Source organism: Dermacoccus barathri, assembly GCF_015070805.1.
In the GTDB taxonomy this organism is placed as follows: Bacteria; Actinomycetota; Actinomycetes; order Actinomycetales; family Dermatophilaceae; genus Dermacoccus; species Dermacoccus abyssi.
The window spans coordinates 132,973-156,525 of record NZ_JADCTK010000002.1; the positions used below are offsets into that span (position 1 = coordinate 132,973).

Consider the following 23,553-nt stretch of genomic DNA (forward strand, 5'->3'; position numbering starts at 1 on the left):
AACTACCGAGCCTGCGCGAGAGCAGTCTCGATTCGCCGGGTGATGTCGTCCCAGGAGAACTTCTTCGACCGTTCGAGGCCAGCGCTCACCAAGCGGTGGTGAAGGCTCTTGTCGCGGACCACCTTGTCGAGGGCGGCAGCAATTGCTTCGGGGTCCAACGGGTCAACGAGGAGCCCCGCGTCGCCCACTACCTCGGGGAGCGAGGTAGTCTCCGACGCCACCACCGCGGTGCCACAGGCCATCGCTTCGATGGCAGGAATCCCGAACCCCTCGTAGAGGGACGGCAAGACCGCCACTAGAGCGCCACGGTAGTAGGACGCCAGTTCCTCGTCCTGGAGACGTCCGGTGAACAGCACACGATCAGTGACGCCGAACGCGACGGCTGCGCGCACCGTGGCTTCGTCGGCCTCCCCGCTGAGGTACAGGTGAACGTCCCGCTCTTGCATACGTGCGAGGGCCTCGACAAGCCGGGGCGAATTCTTGTGGGGCTTCGAGTTGCGCACGTAGAGGACGTAGGGGTGCCCGGCTGAGTGTGTCGGACCCTTCCTGCTGAAGGCGTCCGCGACGGCGTTCCCGGTCACCACTACGCGTTCAGGGTCAACACCGCTCCACTCCACGAGCCGCTCCTTGGAGAAGTGCGAAACGGTGAAGGTGACAGCGTTGCGGCGCACAGTCGGCTTCACGATGTACTCGTAGTACGCCCTCTTGGCGCTGCTGGATTCTTCGGCGATGTCCAGGTGAATGAGGTCGTGAACGGTCACAGCCTGAGGCCCCCGCCAGGAAACGGACGGGGTGAAGCTCGGTGACAGCAGGAACTCGTCTCTGCGTCGCAGGCCGGAGCACGCGGTCCGCGCTTCCCAGGCCGCGATTCCGGTAGCGCTGACGGGGTCCCCCGGTGCGCTCATGTCCTCGACCGGCTGGGCGAACCGAGATCTCGTTTCATGGGCGTACCGGCCGATTCCGAAGGCCCCTTTCCATCGGGAGTCGAAGTGCATCGGGGCTCCAAACGGTCGGTGCTCCACTGGGTGTGAGAGGCTGGGGTGCAGGCCGACCAGTCTAGTTCGTCTGGCGAGCGGCGGCGTGAAGGACGAAGCGGGCTAGTGCGCGCCGGTCAACTTTAGGTGATCGAGTGTTTCGTCTAACGTATCTTCTTGCGCCGTAACGTATTTGGGTATTACGTCCAAGATGGCAGCGCGGTCAGGACGTCGCCGACATGATTGTGGGGATTGCCACATGCGAGACCGCATCCGGGCCAAAGCGCTCAAGACCGTTCGGAGGGGGCGCCCCGTGGCCTGGGTGCCGGACTGGATGAATCTGGGAAACCTGCTGTTCGTCGGGCTGTGGGCGTCCAAGGGGCCGGCTGCGGGGGAGGACCGGCACGTACTCCTGCACGAATCGCGTCGTCCCGTGCTCGATCTCTTCCCTGCATTACGCGATGCGTACTTCATCGGTGAGAAGGACGTGCGGTTCACGGACCAGCGCGTGACGCCCTGGTGGCCCGCACCGAAGACCCAACCTCCGCACTTCGACGACGATGCACTGGCCCCCTACATCCGCGACCACCTGATGCCCGGATCGGGTCTCGACGCCCGGCCGCGGGGTCTGTCTGCGAGGGACTTCGTCGTCAACGTGCGGCGCGGTGACTACTTCTCGGTCGAAGCTCATCGCCGAGAGTTCGGTATGGACACGAGGAGCTACGTCCTGCAGGCGGTGACGGAATCCATCGAGCGCTTCGGTGCCCCTGATCGCTTCGTCTTCGTGTCGGACGATGTCGACTGGTGCTCCACGCACCTGAGTGCCTTGGCGGACATCGCCCCCACCACGGCCGGCGGTGGTGACGTCCAGCAGGACCTGCGCGCGATCGTTCACGCTCCCCGTCTGCTCATCACGAACTCGACGTTCTCTTACTGGGGCGGCTACCTCGGTGACGCTCTGAATCCTGGTCGAGAAGTCGTGACGCCCTGGCTGTTCAGCCGTGTCACGAACGGCGGCCGTTCCTACCATCACCGGCCCCACTGGCACCTCGTGGAGGACATCCCCGGCGGGTGGGGTGTGCCCGCAACAGCTGCCGTGCCTACCGGCGTGTGATTCGCGCCCGAGCGGCCGGTGATCGGCGAGCGGGTTGGCGCTCTCTCTGCCCGTAGGTCGTTCGGGGTGGTGACAGTTGGTGTGCCGATGCATTCTCGCCGCGGACCTCGATACGTTGCTTTCGGCGTCGGGCCCGCCCCGTGGGCCGGCTCGATCCGCCCGATTCAGCGCCTTCGCTACCGCGAAAGCCGACAGCCAAGGAGGAACCCATGGCCAGCGACAAGCAGATTCGTGACCCGCACGCCGACGACCTGTTGACGCCCGAGAACTCGGCCGTCATCTTCGCAGGCATCCTGTTCGAGGACGGCGAGCCGGACGCCCGACTCCATGACTGCCGAAGGGCGCGCGAGGCGACACGTCTCGTCGCGCCCTTCGGCGTCGGTGGTGGGGCCGCGGAAACTCGGCGCGAGGTCAGGCCGCGCGGGCCCATGCGGGGCGGGTGACGTGGTCGTAGTAGTCGAGCAGCTTGTTCGTCGTGCCGGCCCACGAGCGGTCGGCGACCTTGCGGACCGCGGAGGCGCCCATGCGCTCGCGCATCGCCTCGTCGGCGACGAGCGAGCCGACGCTGCGGCGCAGCGCGCCGGGCGTGCTCGGGTCGAAGAGCAGGCCGGTCACGCCGGGCTTGACGATGTCGAGCGGCCCGCCGGCCGCTGGCGCCACGACGGGCAGCCCGCTCGCCATCGCCTCCTGCAGCGTCTGACCGAAGGTTTCCTTCGTGCCGGTGTGGACGAAGACGTCGAAGCTCGCGTAGCTGCGCGCCAACGTCGCACCCTCCTGGCGGCCGAGGAAGTGTGCGTTCGGCAGGAGGCGCTCGAGGTCGTCACGATCCGGGCCCTCGCCGACGATCGCGATGCTGATGCCAGGAAGGTCGGCGATCTCCTCGAGGCGGTGCAGTTCCTTCTCCGGCGCGAGTCGACCCACGTAACCCACGATCACCTCGCCGTTGGGCGCGAGGCGTTCACGCAGGGCGAGCACCTGGGGGTCGGTCTTGAGCGTGGCGTCGAACTGCGTCGTGTCGACCCCGCGACCCCACAGGGCAACGCGCGGTACGCCGTGTTCTGCCAACTCGGCAGTGGCTGCGCTGCTCGGCGCGAGCGTCAGATCCGCCAACGAGTGGAGGTGACGCACCCAGCGCCACGACGTGCGGTGCGCGAAGTCGCCCAGCACGCCACCGTGCTGGGCGACGTAGCTCGGCATGTCCGTCTGGTAGATCGCCACACTCGGGATCGCGAGGTTGCGTGCAGCGGCGAGCGCGCGGGCGCCGAGCCCGAACGGCGAGGCGGCGTGAACGACATCAGGTGCGAACTGCAGCAGGACCTGCTCGAGTTGCTTCGTCGGCAAGCCCACGCGGAACGCGCGGACGGTGACGCTCGGCACCGTCTTCACGGCGAACCCGAGATAGTTCGACGGCGCAGGGCCGGGGCACACGACGAGCACCTCGTGGCCACCCTGAGCAGCGAGGCAGTCGAGCACCCGGCAGATACTCGTGGTGACGCCGTTGAGGGTGGGAAGGAACGACTCGGTCACGATGGCGATGCGCACATGCTCATGACAGCCCTGTGACATGGCGCGTGCTTGGCGGAGGGATGAACGATGAGCGCACCGGAAGGTGATCGGCACGTGAACCCGCCTGAGCTCATCGGTAGGCCTGAAGCGGGGTTCTATGCCGAGTCCATTACCGTTAGGCCCATGCACGAAGCGCAGCACGGTCCGATTCCAGGTTTCTGGGGCGTCATTCCTGCCGGGGGCTCCGGCACGCGCCTGTGGCCCCTCTCGCGGGCCAACTCGCCCAAGTTCCTGCACGACCTCACGGGCTCGGGTCGCTCGCTCCTCCAGGGCACGGTCGACCGCCTCAAGCCGCTGTGCGGCGACAATCTGCTCATCGTGACCGGTGCGGCGCACGCCGAGGCCGTGCGCGAGCAACTCAGCGAACTCGGTGACGACGACCTGCTCGTCGAGCCCAGCCCGCGCGAATCGATGCCCGCCATCGGGCTCGCCGCGGCCATCCTCGCCCAGCGCGACCCCGACGCGATTCTCGGCTCGTTCGCCGCGGACCAGGTCGTCGGCGGCACCGACATCTTCGAGGCCACCGTGCGCCAAGCCGTGGAGGTGGCGCGCCACGACTACCTCGTCACGGTCGCCATCAAGCCCACCTACCCGTCCACCGGATTCGGCTACATCCGGGCGGGCGCCAACCTGCGCATCGAAGGCGCCGCCGACGCGACGATCGTCAAGGCCTTCGTCGAGAAGCCCGACGGCCCCACCGCGCAGGCCTACGTCGCCGTCGGCGAGTACTCCTGGAACGCCGGCATGTTCGTCGTCAAGGCCGCAACGCTCATGCAGATGATCGAGGATTACCAGCCCCGCCTGGCCCAGTACCTGCGGATCATCGCCGCCAACCCCTTCCGTCTCGCCGAGCTGTGGCCGCGCCTGACGAAGATCGCCATCGACAACGCCATCGCCGAGCCCGCCGCCGTCGACGGTCGCGTCGCCACCGTGCCGGGAGATTTCTCCTGGGACGACGTGGGCGACTTCGCCTCGCTCGCATCGCTCCTCGTCGAATCGGCCGACGCTCCCGGCGTCAAGGTGCTCGGTGAGAGCGAACTCGTCGTCATGCAGGACGCGACGGGCGTCGTGGCGCCCCGCTCCGGACGCACCGTTGTCGCCATGGGCCTTGAGGACATCGTCGTCGTCGACACGGTCGACGCCGTGCTCGTCACCACCCGGGAGCGTGCGCAGGACGTCAAGCAGGTCGTCGAACAGCTCAAACTGACGGGCCGCGAAGACCTCACCTGATCCACCGAGTGCAGCCACACGCGGCCGTTCGGGGACAATGAACGTATGAACTTCGATCTCGACGCCGTCCGCCGAGCGACCCTCACCCACGGCTACGAGCGCGCCATGCGCCCGGCCCTGTTCCGCATCGGCGGGGGAGACGCCGAGGCCGCGCACCACGCGACCCTCCAGGCGATGGCGCAGTTCGGTTCGCTGCCCGCCGCCGGGCTCATCGCCGACGTCGTCGGAGCAGCCCTCGGCGCACCGGACGACGCCGTGACGATCGCGGGAATCCGATTCCCGGGCCGCGTCGGCCTCGCTGCCGGCGTCGACAAGGACGGCGTCGCCGTCACCTCATGGGGCGCGTTGGGCTTCGGACACGTCGAGGTCGGCACCGTTACCGCCGAGGCGCAACCGGGTAACCCGCAGCCGCGCCTGTTCCGCCTCAAGGCCAGCCACGGCCTCATCAACCGCATGGGGTTCAACAACGACGGCTCCCAGGCGCTCGCGGCCACACTGTGTCGCGCACGGTCGAGCGGCAACCTCTCCATTCCCGTCGGCGTCAGCCTCGGCAAGACGAAGACGACGCCCGTCGAGGAAGCCACACGCGACTACCTCACGTCGCTCGGGCGTCTCAGCGGCCTGGCTGACTACTTCGCCGTCAACGTCTCCAGCCCCAACACGCCCGGCCTGCGGACCCTGCAGGACAAGGCGCCGCTTCTCGAACTGCTCCAGTCGATCACGGCGCGCGAGCGCAACCTCGCGGCCGAACGCGGCGCGCATCCGACGCCCGTCTTCGTCAAGATCGCCCCCGACCTCACCGAGGACGCCCTCGAGGACGTCCTCGAGGTGGCCCACGGCTCGGGTGTCTCCGGCCTCATCGCGACGAACACGACGCTCGCGCGTGACGGCCTCGCCCGCGCCGACCTCACCCTTGCGTCCGAGGCCGGCGGTCTCTCGGGTGCCCCGCTGACGCGTCGCGCCCGCGAGGTCGTCGGGTTCCTCGCAAGCCGCACTCAGCTGCCCATCATCGGGGTCGGCGGCATCATGTCCGCCGACGACGGTCTCGCGCTCATGGACTCCGGTGCCGACCTGCTCCAGGTCTACAGCGGCTTCATCTACAAGGGGCCGGGCCTCGTCCGCGATCTCAACGAAGCCCTGCGCACGCGAGCCCGCCGCGGCTGAACCTTCCACAGGGCCAATCGCTTCGGCCCCTCGCGCCCGGTCCGCCGGATAAGGTGCGGCTATGAGTGGCGCAACGGATCGCAGTCGGATGACGGAGTCGGGGCTCGGGCTCAAGCCCGTGTACACGGCGAACGATCTTTCGGGGTTCAACGCCGACGAACGACTCGGCAATCCGGGGGAGTACCCGTTCACCCGCGGCGTGTACCCCTCGATGTACACCGGTCGCCCCTGGACGATGCGCCAGTACGCCGGCTTCGGCACCGCCCGGGAGAGCAACCAGCGCTACCACGAGCTCGTCGCCAACGGCACCGGCGGCCTCTCCGTCGCCTTCGACCTGCCGACCCAGATGGGCTACGACTCGGACGCCGCTCTCGCGCACGGTGAGGTCGGCAAGGTCGGCGTCGCCATCGACTCGCTCGACGACATGCTCGTTCTCTTCGACGGCCTGCCGCTCGACGAGGTCTCCACCTCGATGACGATCAACGCGCCCGCCTCGAGCCTGCTGCTCATGTACCAGCTCGCCGCGGAACGTCAGGGCATCCCGGGAGCCAAGCTCACCGGAACGATCCAGAACGACGTGCTCAAGGAGTACATCGCGCGCGGCACGTACATCTACCCGCCGGCCGAATCCCTGCGCCTCATCTCGAACATCTTCGAGTACTGCCACAAGGAGATTCCGCGCTGGAACACGATCTCCATCTCGGGCTACCACATGGCCGAGGCGGGAGCGACGCCCGCGCAGGAGATCGCCTTCACCCTGGCCAACGCCAAGGAGTACGTGCGCGCCGCGCTCGCGGCCGGCCTCGATGTCGACGACTTCGCCCCGCGCCTGTCGTTCTTCTTCGTCGCCCGCACGACGCTGCTCGAGGAGGTCGCCAAGTTCCGCGCGGCCAGGCGCCTGTGGGCGCGCATCATGCGCGAGGAGTTCGGTTCGAAGAACCCGAAGTCGCAGATGCTGCGCTTCCACACCCAAACGGCAGGCGTGCAGCTCACCGCGCAGCAGCCGGAGGTCAACCTCGTGCGCGTCGCGCTGCAGGGCCTCGGCGCCGTGCTCGGCGGTACGCAGAGCCTGCACACCAACTCCTACGACGAGGCCATCGCACTGCCCACGGCCAAGGCGGCCCGCCTCGCGCTGCGCACCCAGCAGATCCTTGCGTTCGAGACCGACGTGACGAAGACCGTCGACCCCTTCGCCGGCAGTTACGTCGTCGAGTCGATGACGAACGACCTCGAGGAGGAGGCGCTCGCGCTCATCCAGGCCGTCGAGGACAAGGGCGGCGCCGTCAAGGCCATCGAAGAGGGTTTCCAGAAGACCGAGATCGAGAAGAGCGCGTACGACGTGGCGCTGCAGATCGACCACGGCGAGCGCGTCGTCGTCGGCGTCAACCGCTACCAGCTCGACGAGGAGGAGCCCTACGAGCCCCTTCGCGTCGACCCGGCCATCGAGGCCGAGCAGTGCGAGCGGCTTGCGCAGCTGCGCAAGAACCGTGACCAGAGCGTCGTCGACGCAACCCTCGAGAAGATGCAGAAGGCCGCGCAGGGCAACGACAACGTCCTGTGGCCCATGCGTGACGCCCACGCCGCCGGCGCCACCGGTGGCGAGGTCAGCGACGCTCTGCGCGAGGTCTGGGGCAAGTACGTCCCGCAGGATGTGTTCTGAGCCGGTGCTGATCCGCTCGTTCGACGACACGAGGAGATGGTGGCGCTGAGTCGCCCGAAACTGCCACAGGCAGGGCTCGGTCAGCGCATCGCGACTATCGCGTTGCTGCTGCTTGCCCTCATTGCCGCCATCGCGTTGCTCTCGCGCGGCTCCGATGACGGCCGATCGTCCGGGCCCGCGCCCTCGCCGTTCACAGCGCAGAGCTACGGCAGCGACACTTCCGCCTCGGGCGGGTCGGACGGCTCGAACTCTTCACCCTCGTCGTCGCAGGCGAGGGGTGGGGAGGACGGCCTCGCCACCGTGCGTCTGTCGCAACTGCCGCGTCAGGCTCGAGAGACGGTGGCGCTCATCGACGACGGTGGGCCCTACCCCTACCGCCGTGACGGCGTCGTCTTCGGCAATCGCGAACGGATCCTTCCGCGCCAGGCGCCCGGCTGGTATCACGAGTACACGGTGAGCACCCCGGGCTCGTCCGACCGCGGGGCGCGCAGGATCGTCACGGGCAAGGACGGCACGATGTATTACACGGACGATCATTACGAGACGTTCAGGAGGGTCGTGCGATGACCACCGCAGCGGTGCGAGACCTCGTGACGGCGGGGCGTGGCGGCTGGGTGCCGCGCGGTCTCGTGGGCCCGACGGCCGACGAACTGCGAACGATCTGCGCCGACTCCGGGTGGGCGTTCGCCGAGGTGACGTTGAACGGCGTCGTCGACAAGAAGGGGCTGATGCGCACCCTCGCCCAACAGCTCGGCCTTCCCGACCACTTCGGGCACAACTGGGACGCGCTCGCAGACTGCCTCGCGGATCTGGCCCCCGAAGCGCCCGGCGTCGTCCTGCGCCTGCGCGGGTTGTGGCGCATTCCCGAACCGCTCGTCGAGCCGCTCGTCGAGGTTCTCGACGAGCGCGTGGGCGCTGCCATCCATCGCGACGACCTCGAGGCCGGGCGGCCGATTGCGGGGGAGGGGTCGCACGACGGAGTTCCGCACGCTTCCGCACCGCTGCTCATCGTGGCCGACCCACCTCTTCCGGTGCGTCGCTGAGCACTTATCACACGAAGGAATCCGGGCGGTGGATAACGGTTAGGTCACCACTCGTCGTCCGCCCTTATTGTCCCTGTGACTCGCGGGTACGCTTGGTGGGTTGGCAGTCGTGACTGCGACGCCCGATCTGCTCGACGGCCCTCGCGCCGCTTAACCCAAGGAGTGCCCCGTGAAGCGGGTTGTTTCCATCGCTGCCGCCGTCGCCATGACGGCCGGCCTCGCCGCCTGTGGTTCGAACGACAAGTCCGCCGGCGGTTCCGGCAACGGTTCCTCGGGTTCCGAGTTCAAGGCCGCCATCGCCTTCGACGTGGGCGGTCGTGGTGACCACTCCTTCAACGACGCCTCGTACGCGGGTATGGAAGCGGCGAAGAAGAAGATCCCGAACCTCAAGATCACGACCGCCGAGGCCGGCGAGGGTGAGAACGACCAGGCTCGCGAGAACCGTCTCAGCCAGCTCGCTGCGTCGGGCAACAAGGCGATCGTCGCGGTCGGCTTCGTCTACGCCAAGTCCATCGGCACCGTCGCCAAGAAGTACCCGAACGTGAAGTTCGCCATCATCGACGACGCGTCGCCCGACTCCAAGGGCACGAACGTCGAGCAGATCACCTTCAAGGAGCACGAGGCGTCCTACCTCGCCGGCGTCGCCGCCGCGAAGATGAGCAAGACGGGCCACATCGGCTTCGTCGGTGGCGTCAACGTTCCGCTGATCCAGAAGTTCGAAGCCGGTTACTTCGCGGGCGCCAAGCACGCCAACCCGAAGATCAAGATCGACAAGACGTACCTCACGCCGGCCGGTGACTTCAGCGGCTTCGCTGCTCCGGACAAGGGCAAGGCCTCGGCCAACTCGATGTTCCAGAAGGGCGCCGACGTCGTCTACGCCGCTGCCGGCAAGTCGGGTGACGGCGTCATCCAGGCCGCGCACTCCGCGGGCAAGTGGGCCATCGGTGTCGACTCCGACCAGGCCCTGACGGCCGACAAGTCCGTCGCCGGCTCGGTGCTCACCTCCGCCATGAAGAACTGCTCCGGCACGGTCGAGGACTTCGTCAACTCCGTCAAGGACGACAAGTTCTCCGGCGGCAACAAGGAGTTCGGCCTCAAGGAGGACGGCGTCTCGCTGGCCACGACGGGCAACCACCTGTCGGCCGAGGCGAAGAAGGCTGTCGACGACGCCAAGAAGGAGATCGTCGACGGCAAGGTCAAGGTTTCCCCGACCCCGTCCAAGTAATTACACACCGGCTCAAGGTCCGGCATGCGGGTATCCTGCGTGCCGGACCTTGACGGTTTGACCAGGAGTGTGCGTCATCGACACCACCGACACCCCCGACGCGCCCACCGGCGTGAGCGGCATCGCCGTCGCCGATGTGACGGCGCCCCCGAGCGGGGCCCTCGCCGTCGACCTCGACGGCATCACGAAGCGATTCCCCGGCGTCGTCGCCAACAAGGACCTGCACCTGCAGGTCGAGCGCGGCACGATCCACGCCATCGTCGGCGAGAACGGTGCCGGTAAGTCGACGCTCATGAAGATCCTCTACGGCGTGCAGAAGCCGGACGAGGGCACGATCCGCATCAACGGCGACGAGGTCTCCTTCTCCTCGCCGAAGGACGCCATCAAGGCCGGCGTCGGCATGGTGTTCCAGCACTTCATGCTGGCCGACAACCTCACGGTGCTTGAGAACGTCGTCCTCGGCGCCGAGAAGCTGCACGGCATCGGCTCCAAGGCCCGTGACGAGATCAAGCGCATCTCCGACGCCTACGGCCTCGGCGTGCGCCCCGAGATGATGGTCGCCGACCTGGGCGTCGGCGCCCGACAGCGCGTGGAGATCCTCAAGGTTCTCTACCGCGGCGCCAAGATCCTCATCCTCGACGAGCCCACGGCCGTGCTCGTGCCGCAGGAGGTCGACGAACTCTTCGGCAACCTCAAGGAGATGAAGTCCGAGGGCCTCACCGTCCTGTTCATCTCGCACAAGCTCGACGAGGTGCGCGGCGTCGCCGACGACATCACCGTCATCCGCCGCGGTACGACGATCGACCGCGTCAAGAGCTCGTCGGTGACGAGCAAACAGCTCGCCGAGCTCATGGTCGGTTCGCAGCTGCCGACGCCCGAGACGCAGGAGTCGACGGTCACCGACCGCGTCGTCATGCAGATCACCGACGTCACGCTCGCCGATCCGGCCGGTGGCCCCGCGCTGCTGTCCGACCTCGACCTCACGATCCACGCCGGTGAGGTGCTCGGTATTGCAGGTGTCGAGGGCAACGGCCAGGCCGAGCTCGTCGAGACGATCCTCGGCATGCGCCGCGCGGACGCCGGCACCGTCGTCGTCGAGAACGACGACATCACGGCGTGGCCCACGCGTCGCATCCGTGAGAACGGCATCGGCTACATCCCCGAGGACCGTCACCGTCACGCCCTGCTTCTCGGCGCGCCGCTGTGGGAGAACCGCATGCTCGGCCACCAGCGTCAGGAGCCGGCGAGCAAGGGCTGGCGTCTCACGCCCAAGGCCGCGAAGGACGACACGCAGCGCATCGTCGAGGCCTACGACGTGCGTACGCCGAGCATCGACGTCACCGCCGGTTCGCTCTCGGGTGGTAACCAGCAGAAGCTCATCTTCGGCCGCGAGATGTCGCACGCCCCGCGCGTGCTCGTCGCCGCCCACCCCACCCGTGGTGTCGACGTCGGCGCCCAGTCGGCGATCTGGGACCACATCAAGGACTCCCGCCGTGAGGGTCTCGCCGTGCTCCTCATCTCGGCCGACCTCGACGAGCTCATCGGTCTGTCCGACACGATCCGCGTCATCCTGCGCGGCAAGCTCTCGGGTGAGTTCGACCCGAAGACCGTCACCGCCGAGCAGCTCGGTGCCGCCATGACGGGCGTCAACACCCCCGAGAACGCCACCACCGTCGATGCGCAGGAGGAAGCTGCACGATGAACTCCACGCTCCGAAGGAGTGGCGTGGCTGTCGCTGCGCCGTTGCTCGCCATCGCGATCGCGGTCGTTCTGACCTCGATCGTCCTGCTCGCCCTCGGCAACGCCGTCGGGCCGGTCTGGCAGGTTTTCCTGTCGACGCCGATGCAGGGCGTCGCCGAGGCCATCGTCAACGACGCCGCCGTCCTCTACCTCTCCGGTATCGCCGTGGCCATCGGCTTCCGGATGAACCTGTTCAACATCGGCGTCGACGGCCAGTACCGCGTCGCTGCCTTCGCGGCCGCGCTCTTCGCCGGCCAGGGCTGGCTGCCCGGCTTCCTCAACGTCATCGGTGCCCTTGTGCTCGCGATGCTCGTCGGTGCCGCCTGGGCCGGCATCATCGCGGTGCTCAAGGTGACGCGCGGCGTCTCCGAGGTCATCAGCTCGATCATGCTCAACTCGATCGCCACCGGCGTCGTCTCCTGGCTGCTGTTCAAGGTCGCCGACAAGCAGGAGGGCTCGAACGCGACGAACACGAAGAACATCCCGGAGAGCTCGCACGTTCCAGCGCTCGCGCAGACCGCCACGGGCCAGATCTTCGGTCTGACGATCCTCGCCGTGCTCGTCGGCATCGCCTACTGGTACGTCATCAACCACACGCGCTTCGGCTTCGACCTGCGCGCGACGGGCTCGTCCGAGTCGGCCGCCGTCGCCTCCGGTGTGAGTGTCAAGAAGATGACGATCACCGCGATGCTGCTCTCGGGCGCCGTTGCGGGCCTCGTGGGTATGCCGCAGCTGTTCGGTCAGGACTTCAACTACGGCTCCAACAGCCAGACGGGCCTCGGCTTCGCCGGCATCGCCGTCGCGCTCATCGGCCGTAACCACCCGATCGGTATCGGCTTCGGCGCGCTGCTGTGGGCCTACCTCAACGGTCAGTCGAACGCACTGCAGATCAACGCGGGCGTCAACGCCTCGCTCGTCAACATCATCCAGGGCGTCATGGTGCTCGCCGTCGTCATCGCGTACGAACTCGTGCGTCGTTGGGACAAGCGCATCGAGGCTCGACGTGTCGCCGCCGAACTCGCCGCAGGCAAGACCGCAGGAGCCACCGCATGAGCACCGTCGCTGCTACCGCAACCCAGCCGAAGCGGACGCTCGGGCTGCCGCGCAAGGCGCTCCTTCCGCTCGCGCTCGTCGCCGTCGTTCTCGGCCTGTCGATCCTTCGCGTCGCCACCGGCGTCAACGACATCGACTCCTCGAACGCCATCTCTGCGGCCCTCGTGGCCGCTGTGCCGCTGGCCCTCGCCGGTCTCGGTGGTCTGTGGTCCGAGCGGGCCGGTGTGGTCAACATCGGTCTCGAGGGCATGATGATCATGGGCTCGTGGAGCGCTGCCTTCGCGGCCTACCACTACGGCCCGTGGGCCGGCGTGCTCGGCGGCATCCTCGGCGGCATGCTCTTCGGCCTGCTCCACGCCATCGCCACCGTGTTCTTCGGCGTCGACCACATCGTCTCCGGTGTGGCCATCAACCTGCTCGGTGCGGGCCTGACGAAGTTCCTCGCCGAGCGCTTCTTCTCCGAACTGCCCGGTGGTGGCCCCACGCAGAGCCCGAGCCTGCCCGACGTCGCGAGCGTCACCCTTCCCGGGTCGAGCGCTCTCGTCGACATCGAGAAGAACCACTGGTTCCTCGTCTCCGATGTCGCCGGCATCCTCGCCGGTCTGACGAAGGACGTCTCGCTGCTCACGCTGCTCGCCATCGGCCTCGTCATCGGCACGATCTTCGTCCTGTGGAAGACCTCGTTCGGTCTGCGTCTGCGCAGCTGTGGTGAGGCCCCGCAGGCGTCCGAGACCCTCGGCGTCAACGTGTACCTCTACAAGACGATCGCCGTCGTCGTCTCCGGTGGTCTCGCCGGTCTCGGTGGTGGCTTCCTCGCGATGGTCGCCTCCGATGGGTTCCAGCAGGGCCAGACGGGTGGCCGCGGCTACATCGGTCTGGCCGCGATGATCTTCGGTAACTGGATGCCGATCGGTACCGCCCTCGGCGCACTGCTCTTCGGTTACACCCAGGCGCTCCAGCTGCGCGGTGGCGACCAGGTGCACGCGCTGCTGCTCCTCGTGGGTGCGGGCGTCCTCGTCGGTGCCGTGTGGATGGCGGTCAAGAAGCGCGTGCTTCACGCCGTCATCCTCGCCGTCGCCGGTGTGCTCGTGCTCATGTGGTACTTCGGATCGAACACGATCGATCCGAACCTCACGGCCACAGCGCCGTACGTCGTCACACTCCTCGTCATGGCGTTCGCCAGCCAACACCTGCGGATGCCGGCTGCTGACGGCGCCATCTACCGCAAGGGCGAAGCAGGGTGAGCGACAACGCTTCCGCGACGGCCTCGACCGGGCAGAGCCCCCGTCCCTCGGTGGATTGGGAGCTCCTGCGCGGCGAGGCCGTCGCCGTCTGCGCCAGGGCGTACGTGCCGTACTCCCGGTTCCCGGTCGGCGTGGCCGCGCTCACGACGCGCGGACGCGTCCTCACCGGCTGCAACGTCGAGAATGCCGCCTACGGCGTCGTCCTGTGCGCCGAGTGCGGCCTCGTCTCGTCGCTCTACGGCACGGGCGAGTCCCGCGGTGACGGCCCGGTGCTCGACCACGAAGCGGAGCGCGAACTGCTCGTCGCCCTCTCGTGCGTCGACGGCAACGGCACGCCCATCACGCCGTGCGGCCGATGCCGTCAGCTGCTCTTCGAGCACGCGAGCCCCGACATGCTCATCGAGATGGACGGTGGGCCGCCGCTGCCGCTCACCGACCTCCTTCCCCACGCGTTCGGCGCCCCCAACCTGGGTGCCGTCGCCACCGCAGCAGCGACCCTGAAAGGTGATTCATGACCCCCGCGAACTCCACGCACGAAGCGTTCGACGCCGTCGACCTCATCCGCACCAAGCGTGACTCCGGAACCCTCTCGCACGACGAGATCGACTGGATGATCGACGCCTACACGCGTGGTGCGGTCGCCGACGAGCAGATGGCCGCCATGGCGATGGCGATCCTGCTCAACGGCATGTCGCGCGAGGAGATCGCCCGCTGGACGAAGGCGATGATCGCCTCCGGTGAGCGCATGGACTTCTCGTCGCTGTCCGTGCCGACGGCCGACAAGCACTCCACCGGCGGCGTCGGTGACAAGATCACGTTGCCGCTGGCGCCGCTCGTCGCGGTCTTCGACGTCGCCGTCCCGCAGCTCTCGGGCCGCGGCCTCGGCCACACCGGCGGCACGCTCGACAAGATGGAGTCCATCGCCGGGTGGCGGGCCTCCCTGACGAACGCCGAGATGATGCGTCAGCTCGAGCGCGTCGGCGCCGTCGTCTGCGCAGCCGGTGACGGCCTCGCGCCGGCCGACAAGAAGCTCTACGCGCTGCGCGACGTCACCGGCACGGTGGAGGCGATCCCGCTCATCGCCAGCTCGATCATGAGCAAGAAGATCGCCGAGGGCACAGGTGCGCTCGTGCTCGACGTCAAGGTCGGTTCCGGCGCCTTCATGAAGAACGAGGAGAACGCGCGCGAGCTTGCGCGCACCATGGTGGACCTCGGCACGGACGCGGGCGTCAACACCGTCGCGCTGCTCACCGACATGTCGACGCCGCTCGGCCTCACCGCAGGCAACGCCCTGGAGGTGCGCGAGTCGGTCGAGGTGCTCGCCGGTGGCGGCCCCAAGGATGTCGTCGACCTCACCGTGGCGCTCGCTGTCGAGATGCTCGCGGCGGCCGGTCGCCCACAGGACGAGGACGCGGTGCGCAAGGCGCTCACCGACGGCCGGGCCATGACGAAGTGGCGCGCGATGCTCGGCGCCCAGGGCGGTGACCCCGAGGCGACGCTGCCCACCGCGAAGGAAACGCACGTCATCACCGCGCCGTCGTCCGGTGTGCTGACGAAGCTCGACGCCCTCGCCGTCGGCGTCGGCGCGTGGCGCCTCGGCGCCGGGCGTGCGCGCAAGGAAGACCCGGTGCAGGCGGGCGCCGGTATCGAGATGCACGCGAAGCCGGGCGACCACGTCACGGCGGGCCAGCCGCTGCTCACGCTCCACACCGACACCCCGGAGCGCTTCGACCGCGCCGTCGCTGCGCTCGAGGGCGGCTACGAGATCTCGGCGAACAGCGGTGACTTCACGCCGCGCGACATCGTGCTGGAGCGCATCAGCTGACGATGCTCGCCGGCTACGTTGGTTGCGGTTGGTGACGGTGCACCGTCACCAACCGCAGTAAACGCAGCCACTCAGGGGGACGCCGCTTCGCCCGTCTCCACGGTGGCGTCGCGTGGCAAGTGGGACCGCCGCGGAGCACTAGGCTGACCGCATGCCTGAACTCCTCACCACGCCGGTGCGCATTCCCGTACCCGGCGGCAAGATCATCGACGAACACGTGGGCGTCGCGTCCACCGGCGAGCGCGCGGTCTCCGTGGCCCACATGAAGGCGCCTGCCGGGTGGGACGAGCCGGCGCAGACGCCCCAGTTCGACGAGGTGACGCTCGTGCTCGCTGGTCAGGTGCGCGTCGAGCACGACGGCGGCACGCTCGAGGTCGAGGCCGGCCAGAGCGTCGTCACTCGCGCGGGGGAGCGCGTGCGCTACACCGTCGGCCCCGACGGTGCCGAGTACGTTGCCGTCTGCCTGCCGGCGTTCACGCCCGAAACGGTTGGCCGCGAGGACGAAGGAACGAAGGAATGAGCGACGAGACCACGAAGAGCACCCTGAGCGAGGACGTCATCGCGCGGCTGCCGAAGGTCGTTCTCCACGACCACCTCGACGGCGGCGTGCGCCCGGCCACGGTGCTCGAACTCGCCCGTGAGACCGATTACGACGCCCTGCCCGCCGCCGACGAGGCGTCGCTCGCCGCGTGGTTCCGCGACAGCGCGGACTCCGGTTCGCTCGAGCGCTACCTCGAGACGTTCGCGCACACCGTCGGCGTCATGCAGACACGCGAGGCCATCGAGCGCGTAGCCAGAGAGTGCGCCCTCGACCACGCGAACGACGGCGTCGTCTACGCCGAGGTGCGCTTCGCGCCCGAACTGCACATCGAACAGGGACTCGGTCTCGACGAGGTCGTCGACGCAGTGCTGGCCGGCTTCGAGGCCGGCGCCCGCGAGTCCGAGAGCCAGGGACGCCCGATCGTGATGCGCGCCCTGCTCACCGCGATGCGTCACGCGGCCAAGAGCGTCGAGATTGCCGAACTGGCCGTCGCCTACCGCGACAAGGGCGTCGTCGGCTTCGACATCGCCGGCGCCGAAGCCGGCTTCCCTCCCACACGCCACCTCGACGCGTTCGAGTACCTGCGCCGCGAGAACGCCCACTTCACGATTCACGCCGGTGAGGCGTTCGGTCTGCCGAGCATCTGGGAGGCCATTCAGTACTGCGGCGCCGAGCGGCTCGGCCACGGCGTGCGCATCACCGACGACATCACCGTCGACGGCGTGGAGTACGGCGAACTCGACGAACCGGCGCGTGCCGCGCTCCCGGCCCGCGTGCGCGCGGGGGAGGCCGATGTTCGCCTCGGCCGCCTCGCCGCGTTCGTGCGTGACCGCCGCATCGCGCTGGAGGTCTGCCCACTGTCGAACCTCCAGACGGGCGCTGCTTTCTCGTTGCGTTCGCACCCGATCTCCCTGTTGCTCGCGCTGGGCTTCCGCGTCGCACTGAGCACCGACAACCGCCTCATGAGCGACACGTCGATGACGAAGGAGATGACGGGCCTCGTCCGCGAGGCGGGCTGGACACTGGCCGACCTCGAGAAGGTCACCGTCAACGCGATGAAGTCCGCGTTTGTGGGCTTCGACGAGCGACTCGACATCATCATGACCGTGATCAAGCCGGCCTACGCCGTGGCACGCGGCCAGGGCTGACGAACGCACGAACACGACGGCCCGTTTCCCCTCAAGGGGAAGCGGGCCGTCGTTCGCGTTTCGGACGGGTCAGCGTCCGAGGACGGAGCGCCTGATGCGCGCGTCGCGTTCGATGCGGCGGGCGTCGGCGTCGCGACGCAGGACGCTGATGCCGACGAGAACGGCGAAGGGGTCGTGGCCCGGCGGGGGAGGCGGCGTCACATGCGGGAGGACCTCGCGCAGCGTCTGCGTCACAACGGCGTTGAACGCCGGGGTACGCATGACGTGCTGTTGGCGCACGAGGAGGGCCATCCGTGCCGCGAGGTCCTGCGGTAGCGGGCTGACGACGGCGGGGGAGTCAGCCCACGCCGCGAGTTGCCTCGGCATCTGGGTGGGCGGCGGTAGCGTGAGTCCTCGGGTCTCACGCACGACGTAGGTACCGGCCGCGAGGTCGCCGAGTCGCCTCGCGCGGCTCGTCAGCGTGGCCGTGACGAGAGCGACCATGCCTGCGGTGCCGATGATCTCGACGAAGCCCACGAAGCTGCGGACGAGAGCGTGACGGAACGAGATGGCGCCGCCGTCGGTGCGCACGACCCGCATGCCGAGAATGAGTTTTCCGAGGCTCCGCCCGAGCGTGAGGGTCTCGACCACCGTCGGCAGGAGCACGAAGGACGTCACGAGGACGACGATGCTCCACCCTGCTCGGACCGCATCCGAGGCGGTGCCGGCCAGCTTCAGCGCGGCCCAGTTGAGGCAGAAGAAGGTCACCGCCCACACGATGAGGTCGATGATCACGCCGAGAATGCGCATGCCGACGCCGGCCGGGGGCAGGTCGAGAGCGACCGCCTCACCGGTGATCTGCGCCGGGCCGGTGAGATCCCGCAGCGGGCGCAGTTCCCGATCGTCGACGTGTGCCACGCGAACAGGTTACTGGCCGCAGCCGGTGCGTAGAGTACGAGCGTGGATGTGGAAGCCGTTGTCGCAGCGCACCGCGAGGAGTGGGCCCGTCTCGACGAACTCGGGCGCAAACGGCGCCTGACTGGCACCGAGGCCGAGGAGATGCTCGACCTCTACCAGCGCGCGGCGTCACACCTCTCGCTCGTGCAGTCCACGTCGGCCGATCCCGTTCTCACGCAGTACCTCTCGACGATCATCGCCCGTGCCCGGGTGAAGTCCTCGCGCGACTTCCGGGCCGATCCGGGAGCATTCGCCCGCTTCTTCCTCGAGACGTTTCCGGCCATCTGCTACCGCGCCTGGCGCTGGTGGGCCGGCGTCGGCGTCGCCTTCGTCGTGCTGACGGCGCTCGTGGCCTGGTGGACGGCGACGCACCCCGGGTTCGTCTCGAGCGTCCTCAGCCCGGAGGAGATCTCGCAGCTGACGCGGCACGACTTCGAGGACTACTACTCCTCCTACGCGGCCCAAGACTTCGCGTTCCGGGTCTGGACGAACAACGCGTGGGTCGCGGCCCTGTGCATCACCCTCGGCGCCCTCGGTTTTCCCATTCCGCTCCTGCTGTGGTCGAACATCGTCAACACGGGCGTCTCCGCTGGCCTCATGGCCTCCGACGACCGGCTCTCGCTGTTCTTCGGCCTCATCCTGCCCCACGGCATGCTCGAACTGACGTCGATCTTCGTCGCCGCCGGCATCGGTCTGCGCGGCTTCTGGTCGTGGATCGAACCGGGCCCCCGCTCGCGCGCCGACGCGTTCGCGGCGGAGATGCGCACGGCGTTCACTGCGGCCATGGGCCTCGTCGCCGTTCTGGCGCTGTGCGGCTTCATCGAGGCCTTCGTCACGCCGTCCGGGCTGCCCACGCCGGTGCGCCTGCTCATCGGCTTCACGGCGTGGTGTTCTTTCATCGCGTACGTCGTCATCCTCGGTCGCCGCGCGGTGGCGGCCGGTGTGACGGGTGACGTCGACGCCCGCCTGCGTGAGGACGAACTCGTCGCCGGCTGACCGGCGCTACAGGCGGCCCTCGCGCTTGAGGACGAGGTAGTGGTCGGCGAGGGCCGGCGCGAGGCGCTCGGGTGGTTCGTGCAGCACCGAGATGCCGTGACGTTCCAACGCCGCGCGCATCGTCGTCGTGCGGTGCCGGAGTCGTTCGGCGGCCGCGGCTCCGTAGACGTCGCGCACGTTGTCGCGCTTCGCCGCGATGGCGCCCACCTCCGGATCCGCCACGGAGGCGATGACGACCCGGGTCTCGCGGGCCAGCGCCGGAAGCAGCGGAACGAGGGATTCCTCGATGGCGGCGGGTTCGAACGGCGTGACGATAACGAGCATCGAGCCGCGGCGCATGTCGGCGGTGGCTTCCTGTACGAGGCGTGACCAGTCGGGTTCGACGAGGCGTGACTCGAGCGGAGCCATGGCGAGCATCATGCGCCGCACCGCCTCATTGCGACCGCTCGTCGGCGGGACGTGCGCGAGAACAGCACGGTCGCCTGCCGTCCATTCGACGTTGTCGCCGGCGTGACCGGCCAGAGCGGCCAGGAGGAGGCAGGCCTCCATGCCGGCGTCGAGGCGTGTGGTGTCGGCGAGGCGCCCTGCGCTGAGCCGCCCGGTGTCGAGCAGGATCGAGACGCGGCGATCGCGTTCGGGCCGCCACGTCCGGACGACGGGAGCGCGGCGCCGTGCCGTGGCCCTCCAGTCGATGCTGCGCACGTCGTCGCCGCGAACGTAGTCGCGCAGCGAGTCGAACTCGCTGCCGCTGCCGGGAGCGCGCACCAGCGAGCGTCCCTCGATCTCGCGAAGCTGCACGAGGCGACTCGGCAGGTGGGCGCGCGAACCGAAGGCGGGCAGAACGCGTACCAGGCCCGGTTCGTCGAGGCGTGTCTGGCGACCGGCCAACCGGAGCGGACCGGCCGAGCGCACCGTGATGGCGTCGTTCGGGCGCATTCCGCGCCGCGTGGGGAGCAGGTGAACGACGTGGTCGACGCTCGCGCCGGGGGCGAGGTTCAACTCGCCACGGTCGTCCTGAGCGCCGGCTCCGGGCGACCAGACGTCACGAACGGCGCCCCGGAACGTACGCGACGTCGGGTTCGTCACGACGAGGTGCGAGACGGTTTCCTCGCCGAGACGAACGCCGTCGGGCTGGCGGCGCTCGAACTGCAACGACGAGGGCCGCGGCGCCAGGAGGACGTCGAGGCCGACGACGAGCGCCACGACGACGAACCACACGAGGACGAGTTGCGTCGAGGGCACGACGAACACGACGAGGCAGGCCGCGGCCATCGCGGCGACTGCGGGCCATCTCAAGTACACGGCTACCTCCTCATGAGGGTCGTTGTGGTCAGTGGGACGTCGGGGTGTCAGGGCTTGCCGGGCGTCAGCGCGGGACGGCCACCGACCTCACGGCCTGGTCGAGCACCTGCGCGGCGTCGAGGCCGTCCATCTCGGCCTCGGAGCGCAGCACGATGCGGTGGGCGAGCGTCACCTGCGCGAGGCTGCGCACGTCGTCCGGGGTGACGAAGTCGCGGCCGCTCAGCCACGCCCAGGCCCGCGAGACGGCCATGAGGGCGGTGGAACCGCGTGGGCTCACGCCGAGCTGGACTGCGGCAGAGCCGCGCGTGGCCCGGGCCAGGTCGACGATGTACGCAGCCACGTCGGAGTCGACGCGGACCGACTCGACGGCGCGCGACGCGGCTTCGAGGTGAGCGGGGGTTGCCACGGCACGCAGGTCGGCCGACTGCATGCGCCGCGGGTCGAAGCCCTGTGCATGACGGCGGACGATCTCGATCTCGGCGTCGCGCTCCGGCACGGGCAGCGTGATGCGCATGAGGAAGCGGTCGAGCTGGGCCTCGGGCAGCGTGTAGGTGCCCTCGAACTCGACGGGGTTCTGGGTTGCCGCGACGAGGAACGGCGTCGGCAGCGCGTACGTCCGCCCGTCGACCGAGACCTGACGCTCCGCCATCGCCTCGAGCAGCGCGGCCTGCGTCTTGGGAGGCGTGCGGTTGATCTCGTCGGCGAGCAGGAGGTTGGTGAAGACCGGGCCCTCGCGGAACTCGAAGGCCGACGTCCCCGCGTCGTAGAGCATCGAGCCGGTGATGTCGCCCGGCATGAGGTCGGGCGTGAACTGCACACGCTTGGAGTCGACCGACAGCGCCTCGGCGAGCGAACGCACGAGGAGCGTTTTCGCGACACCGGGCACGCCCTCGAGCAGTACGTGCCCCCGCGCCAGGAGCGCCACGAGCAGCGCCGACACCGCGGCGTCCTGCCCGACGACGGCCTTGGCCACCTCACGGCGCACCTCGTCGAGCGCGGCCCGGGCCTCCTGCGCCGACGGGAGGTCGGACGACGGGCTCGTCGAGCGCTGACTCTGATCGTCGTGCGAACGCGGCAGCACGTGACGGGCCTCGTCGTGGCTGGGACGGGGTGCTTCGCTCATCGCAGGATCTCCTTCTCGAGGCGGTCGAGTTCTCGGGCGAGCTCGACGAGGGCCTTGTCGTTCTCGGGCGGCGGCCCGGTGAGCCGCTCCGCCAGGTCGTGAGGGACGTTCGGGGTCTTTGCGCCGTCGTCGCCCTCCGTGGTGGTGCCTCCGCGAGCTCGCAGGGCGTCCGCGACGAGGTCGGGGGAGCGGCGTCCCTGAGCCAGGCCGAGGCCGGCTCCGACGCGGGAGGCGGTGCCGTCGCGCAGGGCGCTCGCGGCCGAATCCCGTGCTGACGAGCGGCGGTAGAGGGAGGCAAGGGCCCGTGTCGATTCGACGGCCTTGACCGTCACCGGCATGGGCTCGAGCGCGAGCAGGCCGAAGCGTCGCCCGCGCAGGACGACGAGGAAGAGCACCGACAGCCCGATCGCCCACGTGAGCGGCGTCTTCCAGGCGGGCCAGTCGAGGCCGGTCTGCTCGCCGGTTGCGCCGTTCCACGTCGAGATCCACACCATGCGCCGGCGCTCACCGAGGCTGGTCAGAGCCTGGCGGGCGTTGTCACCGTCGTCGACGGACGCGTTCGTCAGCAGCGTGGGGTCGTTGATCGCGACGATCTTCTTGCCGTCCCCGGCCGAGGCGGCGTAGACGGGCCCGTTCTCCGACTCGTCGGCCTCCTGGTCGAACAGCGACTCCCGCAGGCTGTCGCTGGGGTCGACGACGACGAGGGTGCCGGCCGTGCGGGCCGACGCGAGGAAGTCCTGCCGCTCGTCGTGCGGAATGAGGAACTCGTCGGTCAGCAACACCGTCGTCTCGTCGCCGGTGTTGCCACGACGCAGCTCGTCGAGGTTTCCGGCTCGGTCGACGGCAACCCCGTGCTGCTCCAGGACGCGCGCAACGGCCTGAGCTCCGTGAGGCGAGGGGTTGTCCGGGTCGAGCGGGGTGTTCGTGTGCGGGCGCGCCGTCATGACGAGGAGGACGAGGAGAAGGACGCTCAGCGTGAGCACACCAACGATCAACCCGTTGGGCCGGCGCTTCATCGCGCGGCTCCGCTCGGACTGGGGGCTTCGCGTACGAGAGCCTCGAGAGCGAGGACGTCGTCGACCTGCGCGGTCGTCGGCGTGTGGTGGCCGTAGCGCACCGACTCGAATGCGTGGCTTGCCTCGGGCACCCCGAACGACGGCTCCTGCACGTCCCGACGGCGCAGCGCGTCGCGCAGGACGTGCGTGACGTCCCCGACCGTCGTCGCGTCGTCGAGAAGGAGCATGCCGCCGTCCTCGGCCCGCACGACGAGCGCACGGTAGGCAGCGAGCAGCGCCGCAGCGTCGTCACGCCCGCGCAGTTCGCGGGCCCGGGCGAGGTAGTCGCCTGCGTCGAGGCGGGCCGCGTCGAAGACGGTGGCCGAACGCTTGCGCCTCGCGTCCTTCTCGACGCGCGCACTGGGGCGATGCCGACGCCACGACACGACGAAGAGCGTGACGAGGACGGCGAGGAGGGCGACGGCGATCAGCCACGCGGGGATCGAGACACCACCGACACCGACGCCGCCACCGAAGTGCTCGGACAGCCATTTCATGAGGCGTTCGATCAGCGACGGGTTGTCCTGATACTCCGGCTTCGCCAACTCCTCGGACAGCCAGCGGCGCGCCGTCGGGCTGTCAGGGGTGAGGGGAGGCGAGTCGGCCATCGTGCA

At 68.9% G+C, this 23,553-nt stretch carries 23 protein-coding genes; 16 read left to right on the plus strand and 7 right to left on the minus strand.

All coding sequences use genetic code 11. The annotated features are described in order from the left end of the window. Positions 1-2: 2 nt before the first annotated feature. Positions 3-995 carry a glycosyltransferase family 4 protein gene (locus tag IM689_RS03680; RefSeq protein WP_193642954.1) on the minus strand — a complete coding sequence of 331 codons (993 nt, stop codon included), beginning with the start codon at positions 993-995 and terminating at the stop codon, positions 3-5. Positions 996-1,233: 238 nt separating this feature from the next. Here IM689_RS03680 and IM689_RS03685 point away from each other — a divergent pair, with 238 nt between their 5' ends. Continuing rightward, positions 1,234-2,088, plus strand: a complete 855-nt coding sequence (locus tag IM689_RS03685; RefSeq protein ID WP_193642955.1) for an alpha-1,2-fucosyltransferase — start codon at positions 1,234-1,236, stop codon at positions 2,086-2,088. Positions 2,089-2,297: 209 nt separating this feature from the next. Next, positions 2,298-2,531, plus strand: coding sequence for a hypothetical protein (locus IM689_RS03690; RefSeq protein WP_193642956.1), 234 nt, complete (start codon positions 2,298-2,300; stop codon positions 2,529-2,531). Here the strand turns inward: IM689_RS03690 and IM689_RS03695 are convergent. Continuing rightward, positions 2,500-3,615: a glycosyltransferase family 4 protein gene (locus tag IM689_RS03695; protein WP_319803790.1), complete on the minus strand. Its 1,116-nt coding sequence runs from the start codon at positions 3,613-3,615 to the stop codon at positions 2,500-2,502. The two genes, IM689_RS03690 and IM689_RS03695, sit on opposite strands and share 32 nt — an antisense overlap. 162 nt (positions 3,616-3,777) lie before the next feature. Here IM689_RS03695 and IM689_RS03700 point away from each other — a divergent pair, with 162 nt between their 5' ends. The 13 genes from IM689_RS03700 (at position 3,778) to IM689_RS03760 (ending at position 17,527) form a co-directional block, all read left to right on the plus strand. Further along, the gene (locus tag IM689_RS03700; protein ID WP_193642958.1) at positions 3,778-4,884 is read left to right on the plus strand and encodes a mannose-1-phosphate guanylyltransferase; all 1,107 of its coding nucleotides are present in this window, start codon (positions 3,778-3,780) and stop codon (positions 4,882-4,884) included. 45 nt (positions 4,885-4,929) lie between these two features. Beyond that, positions 4,930-6,048, plus strand: a complete 1,119-nt coding sequence (locus IM689_RS03705) for a quinone-dependent dihydroorotate dehydrogenase (RefSeq protein ID WP_193642959.1) — start codon at positions 4,930-4,932, stop codon at positions 6,046-6,048. A gap of 61 nt (positions 6,049-6,109) precedes the next feature. Beyond that, entirely contained in the window at positions 6,110-7,708 is a 1,599-nt protein-coding gene (locus IM689_RS03710) for an acyl-CoA mutase large subunit family protein (protein WP_193642960.1), read from the plus strand. 39 nt (positions 7,709-7,747) lie between these two features. Then, positions 7,748-8,275 (plus strand): ribonuclease domain-containing protein, encoded by a 528-nt coding sequence (locus IM689_RS03715; protein ID WP_319803791.1) that lies wholly within the window; start codon positions 7,748-7,750, stop codon positions 8,273-8,275. Next, entirely contained in the window at positions 8,272-8,751 is a 480-nt protein-coding gene (locus IM689_RS03720; RefSeq protein ID WP_193642962.1) for a barstar family protein, read from the plus strand. Before IM689_RS03715 ends, IM689_RS03720 begins: the two co-directional genes overlap by 4 nt. 169 nt (positions 8,752-8,920) lie before the next feature. Beyond that, positions 8,921-9,976 carry a BMP family lipoprotein gene (locus IM689_RS03725; protein ID WP_187034327.1) on the plus strand — a complete coding sequence of 352 codons (1,056 nt, stop codon included), beginning with the start codon at positions 8,921-8,923 and terminating at the stop codon, positions 9,974-9,976. A gap of 67 nt (positions 9,977-10,043) precedes the next feature. Further along, complete coding sequence (locus IM689_RS03730) at positions 10,044-11,678, plus strand: ABC transporter ATP-binding protein (protein ID WP_193642963.1); 1,635 nt, start codon at positions 10,044-10,046, stop codon at positions 11,676-11,678. Positions 11,679-11,701: 23 nt separating this feature from the next. Beyond that, positions 11,702-12,769 (plus strand): ABC transporter permease, encoded by a 1,068-nt coding sequence (locus IM689_RS03735; protein WP_319803792.1) that lies wholly within the window; start codon positions 11,702-11,704, stop codon positions 12,767-12,769. Continuing rightward, positions 12,766-14,013: an ABC transporter permease gene (locus tag IM689_RS03740; RefSeq protein WP_193642965.1), complete on the plus strand. Its 1,248-nt coding sequence runs from the start codon at positions 12,766-12,768 to the stop codon at positions 14,011-14,013. Before IM689_RS03735 ends, IM689_RS03740 begins: the two co-directional genes overlap by 4 nt. Beyond that, complete coding sequence (locus tag IM689_RS03745) at positions 14,010-14,528, plus strand: cytidine deaminase (RefSeq protein WP_319803793.1); 519 nt, start codon at positions 14,010-14,012, stop codon at positions 14,526-14,528. Before IM689_RS03740 ends, IM689_RS03745 begins: the two co-directional genes overlap by 4 nt. Then, a complete protein-coding gene (locus IM689_RS03750) occupies positions 14,525-15,838 on the plus strand; it encodes a thymidine phosphorylase (protein ID WP_193642966.1) in 1,314 nt (437 codons plus the stop codon). Before IM689_RS03745 ends, IM689_RS03750 begins: the two co-directional genes overlap by 4 nt. Before the next feature lie 151 nt (positions 15,839-15,989). Next, complete coding sequence (locus tag IM689_RS03755) at positions 15,990-16,358, plus strand: cupin domain-containing protein (protein ID WP_193642967.1); 369 nt, start codon at positions 15,990-15,992, stop codon at positions 16,356-16,358. After that, positions 16,355-17,527 carry an adenosine deaminase gene (locus IM689_RS03760; RefSeq protein WP_193642968.1) on the plus strand — a complete coding sequence of 391 codons (1,173 nt, stop codon included), beginning with the start codon at positions 16,355-16,357 and terminating at the stop codon, positions 17,525-17,527. Before IM689_RS03755 ends, IM689_RS03760 begins: the two co-directional genes overlap by 4 nt. A gap of 69 nt (positions 17,528-17,596) precedes the next feature. Here the strand turns inward: IM689_RS03760 and IM689_RS03765 are convergent, their stop codons facing one another. After that, the gene (locus tag IM689_RS03765; RefSeq protein WP_193642969.1) at positions 17,597-18,424 is read right to left on the minus strand and encodes an RDD family protein; all 828 of its coding nucleotides are present in this window, start codon (positions 18,422-18,424) and stop codon (positions 17,597-17,599) included. Between the two features lie 42 nt (positions 18,425-18,466). Here IM689_RS03765 and IM689_RS03770 point away from each other — a divergent pair, with 42 nt between their 5' ends. After that, the gene (locus IM689_RS03770) at positions 18,467-19,459 is read left to right on the plus strand and encodes a stage II sporulation protein M (RefSeq protein ID WP_193642970.1); all 993 of its coding nucleotides are present in this window, start codon (positions 18,467-18,469) and stop codon (positions 19,457-19,459) included. A gap of 6 nt (positions 19,460-19,465) precedes the next feature. On the opposite strand, the gene IM689_RS03775 is transcribed toward IM689_RS03770, so the two are convergent. The 4 genes from IM689_RS03775 to IM689_RS03790 all read right to left on the minus strand — a co-directional run bounded on the left by IM689_RS03775 (position 19,466) and on the right by IM689_RS03790 (position 23,547). After that, positions 19,466-20,761, minus strand: coding sequence for a DUF58 domain-containing protein (locus tag IM689_RS03775; RefSeq protein WP_319803794.1), 1,296 nt, complete (start codon positions 20,759-20,761; stop codon positions 19,466-19,468). A 64-nt stretch (positions 20,762-20,825) separates the two neighbouring features. Then, on the minus strand, positions 20,826-21,884 hold the full coding sequence (locus tag IM689_RS03780; protein WP_129664608.1) for an AAA family ATPase: 1,059 nt from the start codon (positions 21,882-21,884) through the stop codon (positions 20,826-20,828). Beyond that, the gene (locus IM689_RS03785; protein ID WP_193642971.1) at positions 21,881-22,900 is read right to left on the minus strand and encodes a DUF4350 domain-containing protein; all 1,020 of its coding nucleotides are present in this window, start codon (positions 22,898-22,900) and stop codon (positions 21,881-21,883) included. The genes IM689_RS03780 and IM689_RS03785 overlap by 4 nt, the downstream gene beginning before the upstream one ends. Further along, positions 22,897-23,547 (minus strand): hypothetical protein, encoded by a 651-nt coding sequence (locus IM689_RS03790; RefSeq protein ID WP_193642972.1) that lies wholly within the window; start codon positions 23,545-23,547, stop codon positions 22,897-22,899. The genes IM689_RS03785 and IM689_RS03790 overlap by 4 nt, the downstream gene beginning before the upstream one ends. Positions 23,548-23,553: the final 6 nt, after the last annotated feature.

Bases quoted from the DNA above. Each gene is read 5' to 3' on its own strand.
- IM689_RS03705 (WP_193642959.1), top strand. From the start codon at position 4,930: ATGAACTTCGATCTCGACGCCGTCCGCCGAGCGACCCTCACCCACGGC.
- IM689_RS03690 (WP_193642956.1), top strand. From the start codon at position 2,298: ATGGCCAGCGACAAGCAGATTCGTGACCCGCACGCCGACGACCTGTTG.
- IM689_RS03680 (WP_193642954.1), bottom strand. From the start codon at position 995: ATGCACTTCGACTCCCGATGGAAAGGGGCCTTCGGAATCGGCCGGTAC.
- IM689_RS03740 (WP_193642965.1), top strand. From the start codon at position 12,766: ATGAGCACCGTCGCTGCTACCGCAACCCAGCCGAAGCGGACGCTCGGG.
- IM689_RS03785 (WP_193642971.1), bottom strand. From the start codon at position 22,900: ATGAAGCGCCGGCCCAACGGGTTGATCGTTGGTGTGCTCACGCTGAGC.
- IM689_RS03760 (WP_193642968.1), top strand. From the start codon at position 16,355: ATGAGCGACGAGACCACGAAGAGCACCCTGAGCGAGGACGTCATCGCG.
- IM689_RS03755 (WP_193642967.1), top strand. From the start codon at position 15,990: ATGCCTGAACTCCTCACCACGCCGGTGCGCATTCCCGTACCCGGCGGC.
- IM689_RS03790 (WP_193642972.1), bottom strand. From the start codon at position 23,547: ATGGCCGACTCGCCTCCCCTCACCCCTGACAGCCCGACGGCGCGCCGC.
- IM689_RS03710 (WP_193642960.1), top strand. From the start codon at position 6,110: ATGAGTGGCGCAACGGATCGCAGTCGGATGACGGAGTCGGGGCTCGGG.
- IM689_RS03700 (WP_193642958.1), top strand. From the start codon at position 3,778: ATGCACGAAGCGCAGCACGGTCCGATTCCAGGTTTCTGGGGCGTCATT.
- IM689_RS03750 (WP_193642966.1), top strand. From the start codon at position 14,525: ATGACCCCCGCGAACTCCACGCACGAAGCGTTCGACGCCGTCGACCTC.
- IM689_RS03720 (WP_193642962.1), top strand. From the start codon at position 8,272: ATGACCACCGCAGCGGTGCGAGACCTCGTGACGGCGGGGCGTGGCGGC.
- IM689_RS03685 (WP_193642955.1), top strand. From the start codon at position 1,234: ATGCGAGACCGCATCCGGGCCAAAGCGCTCAAGACCGTTCGGAGGGGG.
- IM689_RS03780 (WP_129664608.1), bottom strand. From the start codon at position 21,884: ATGAGCGAAGCACCCCGTCCCAGCCACGACGAGGCCCGTCACGTGCTG.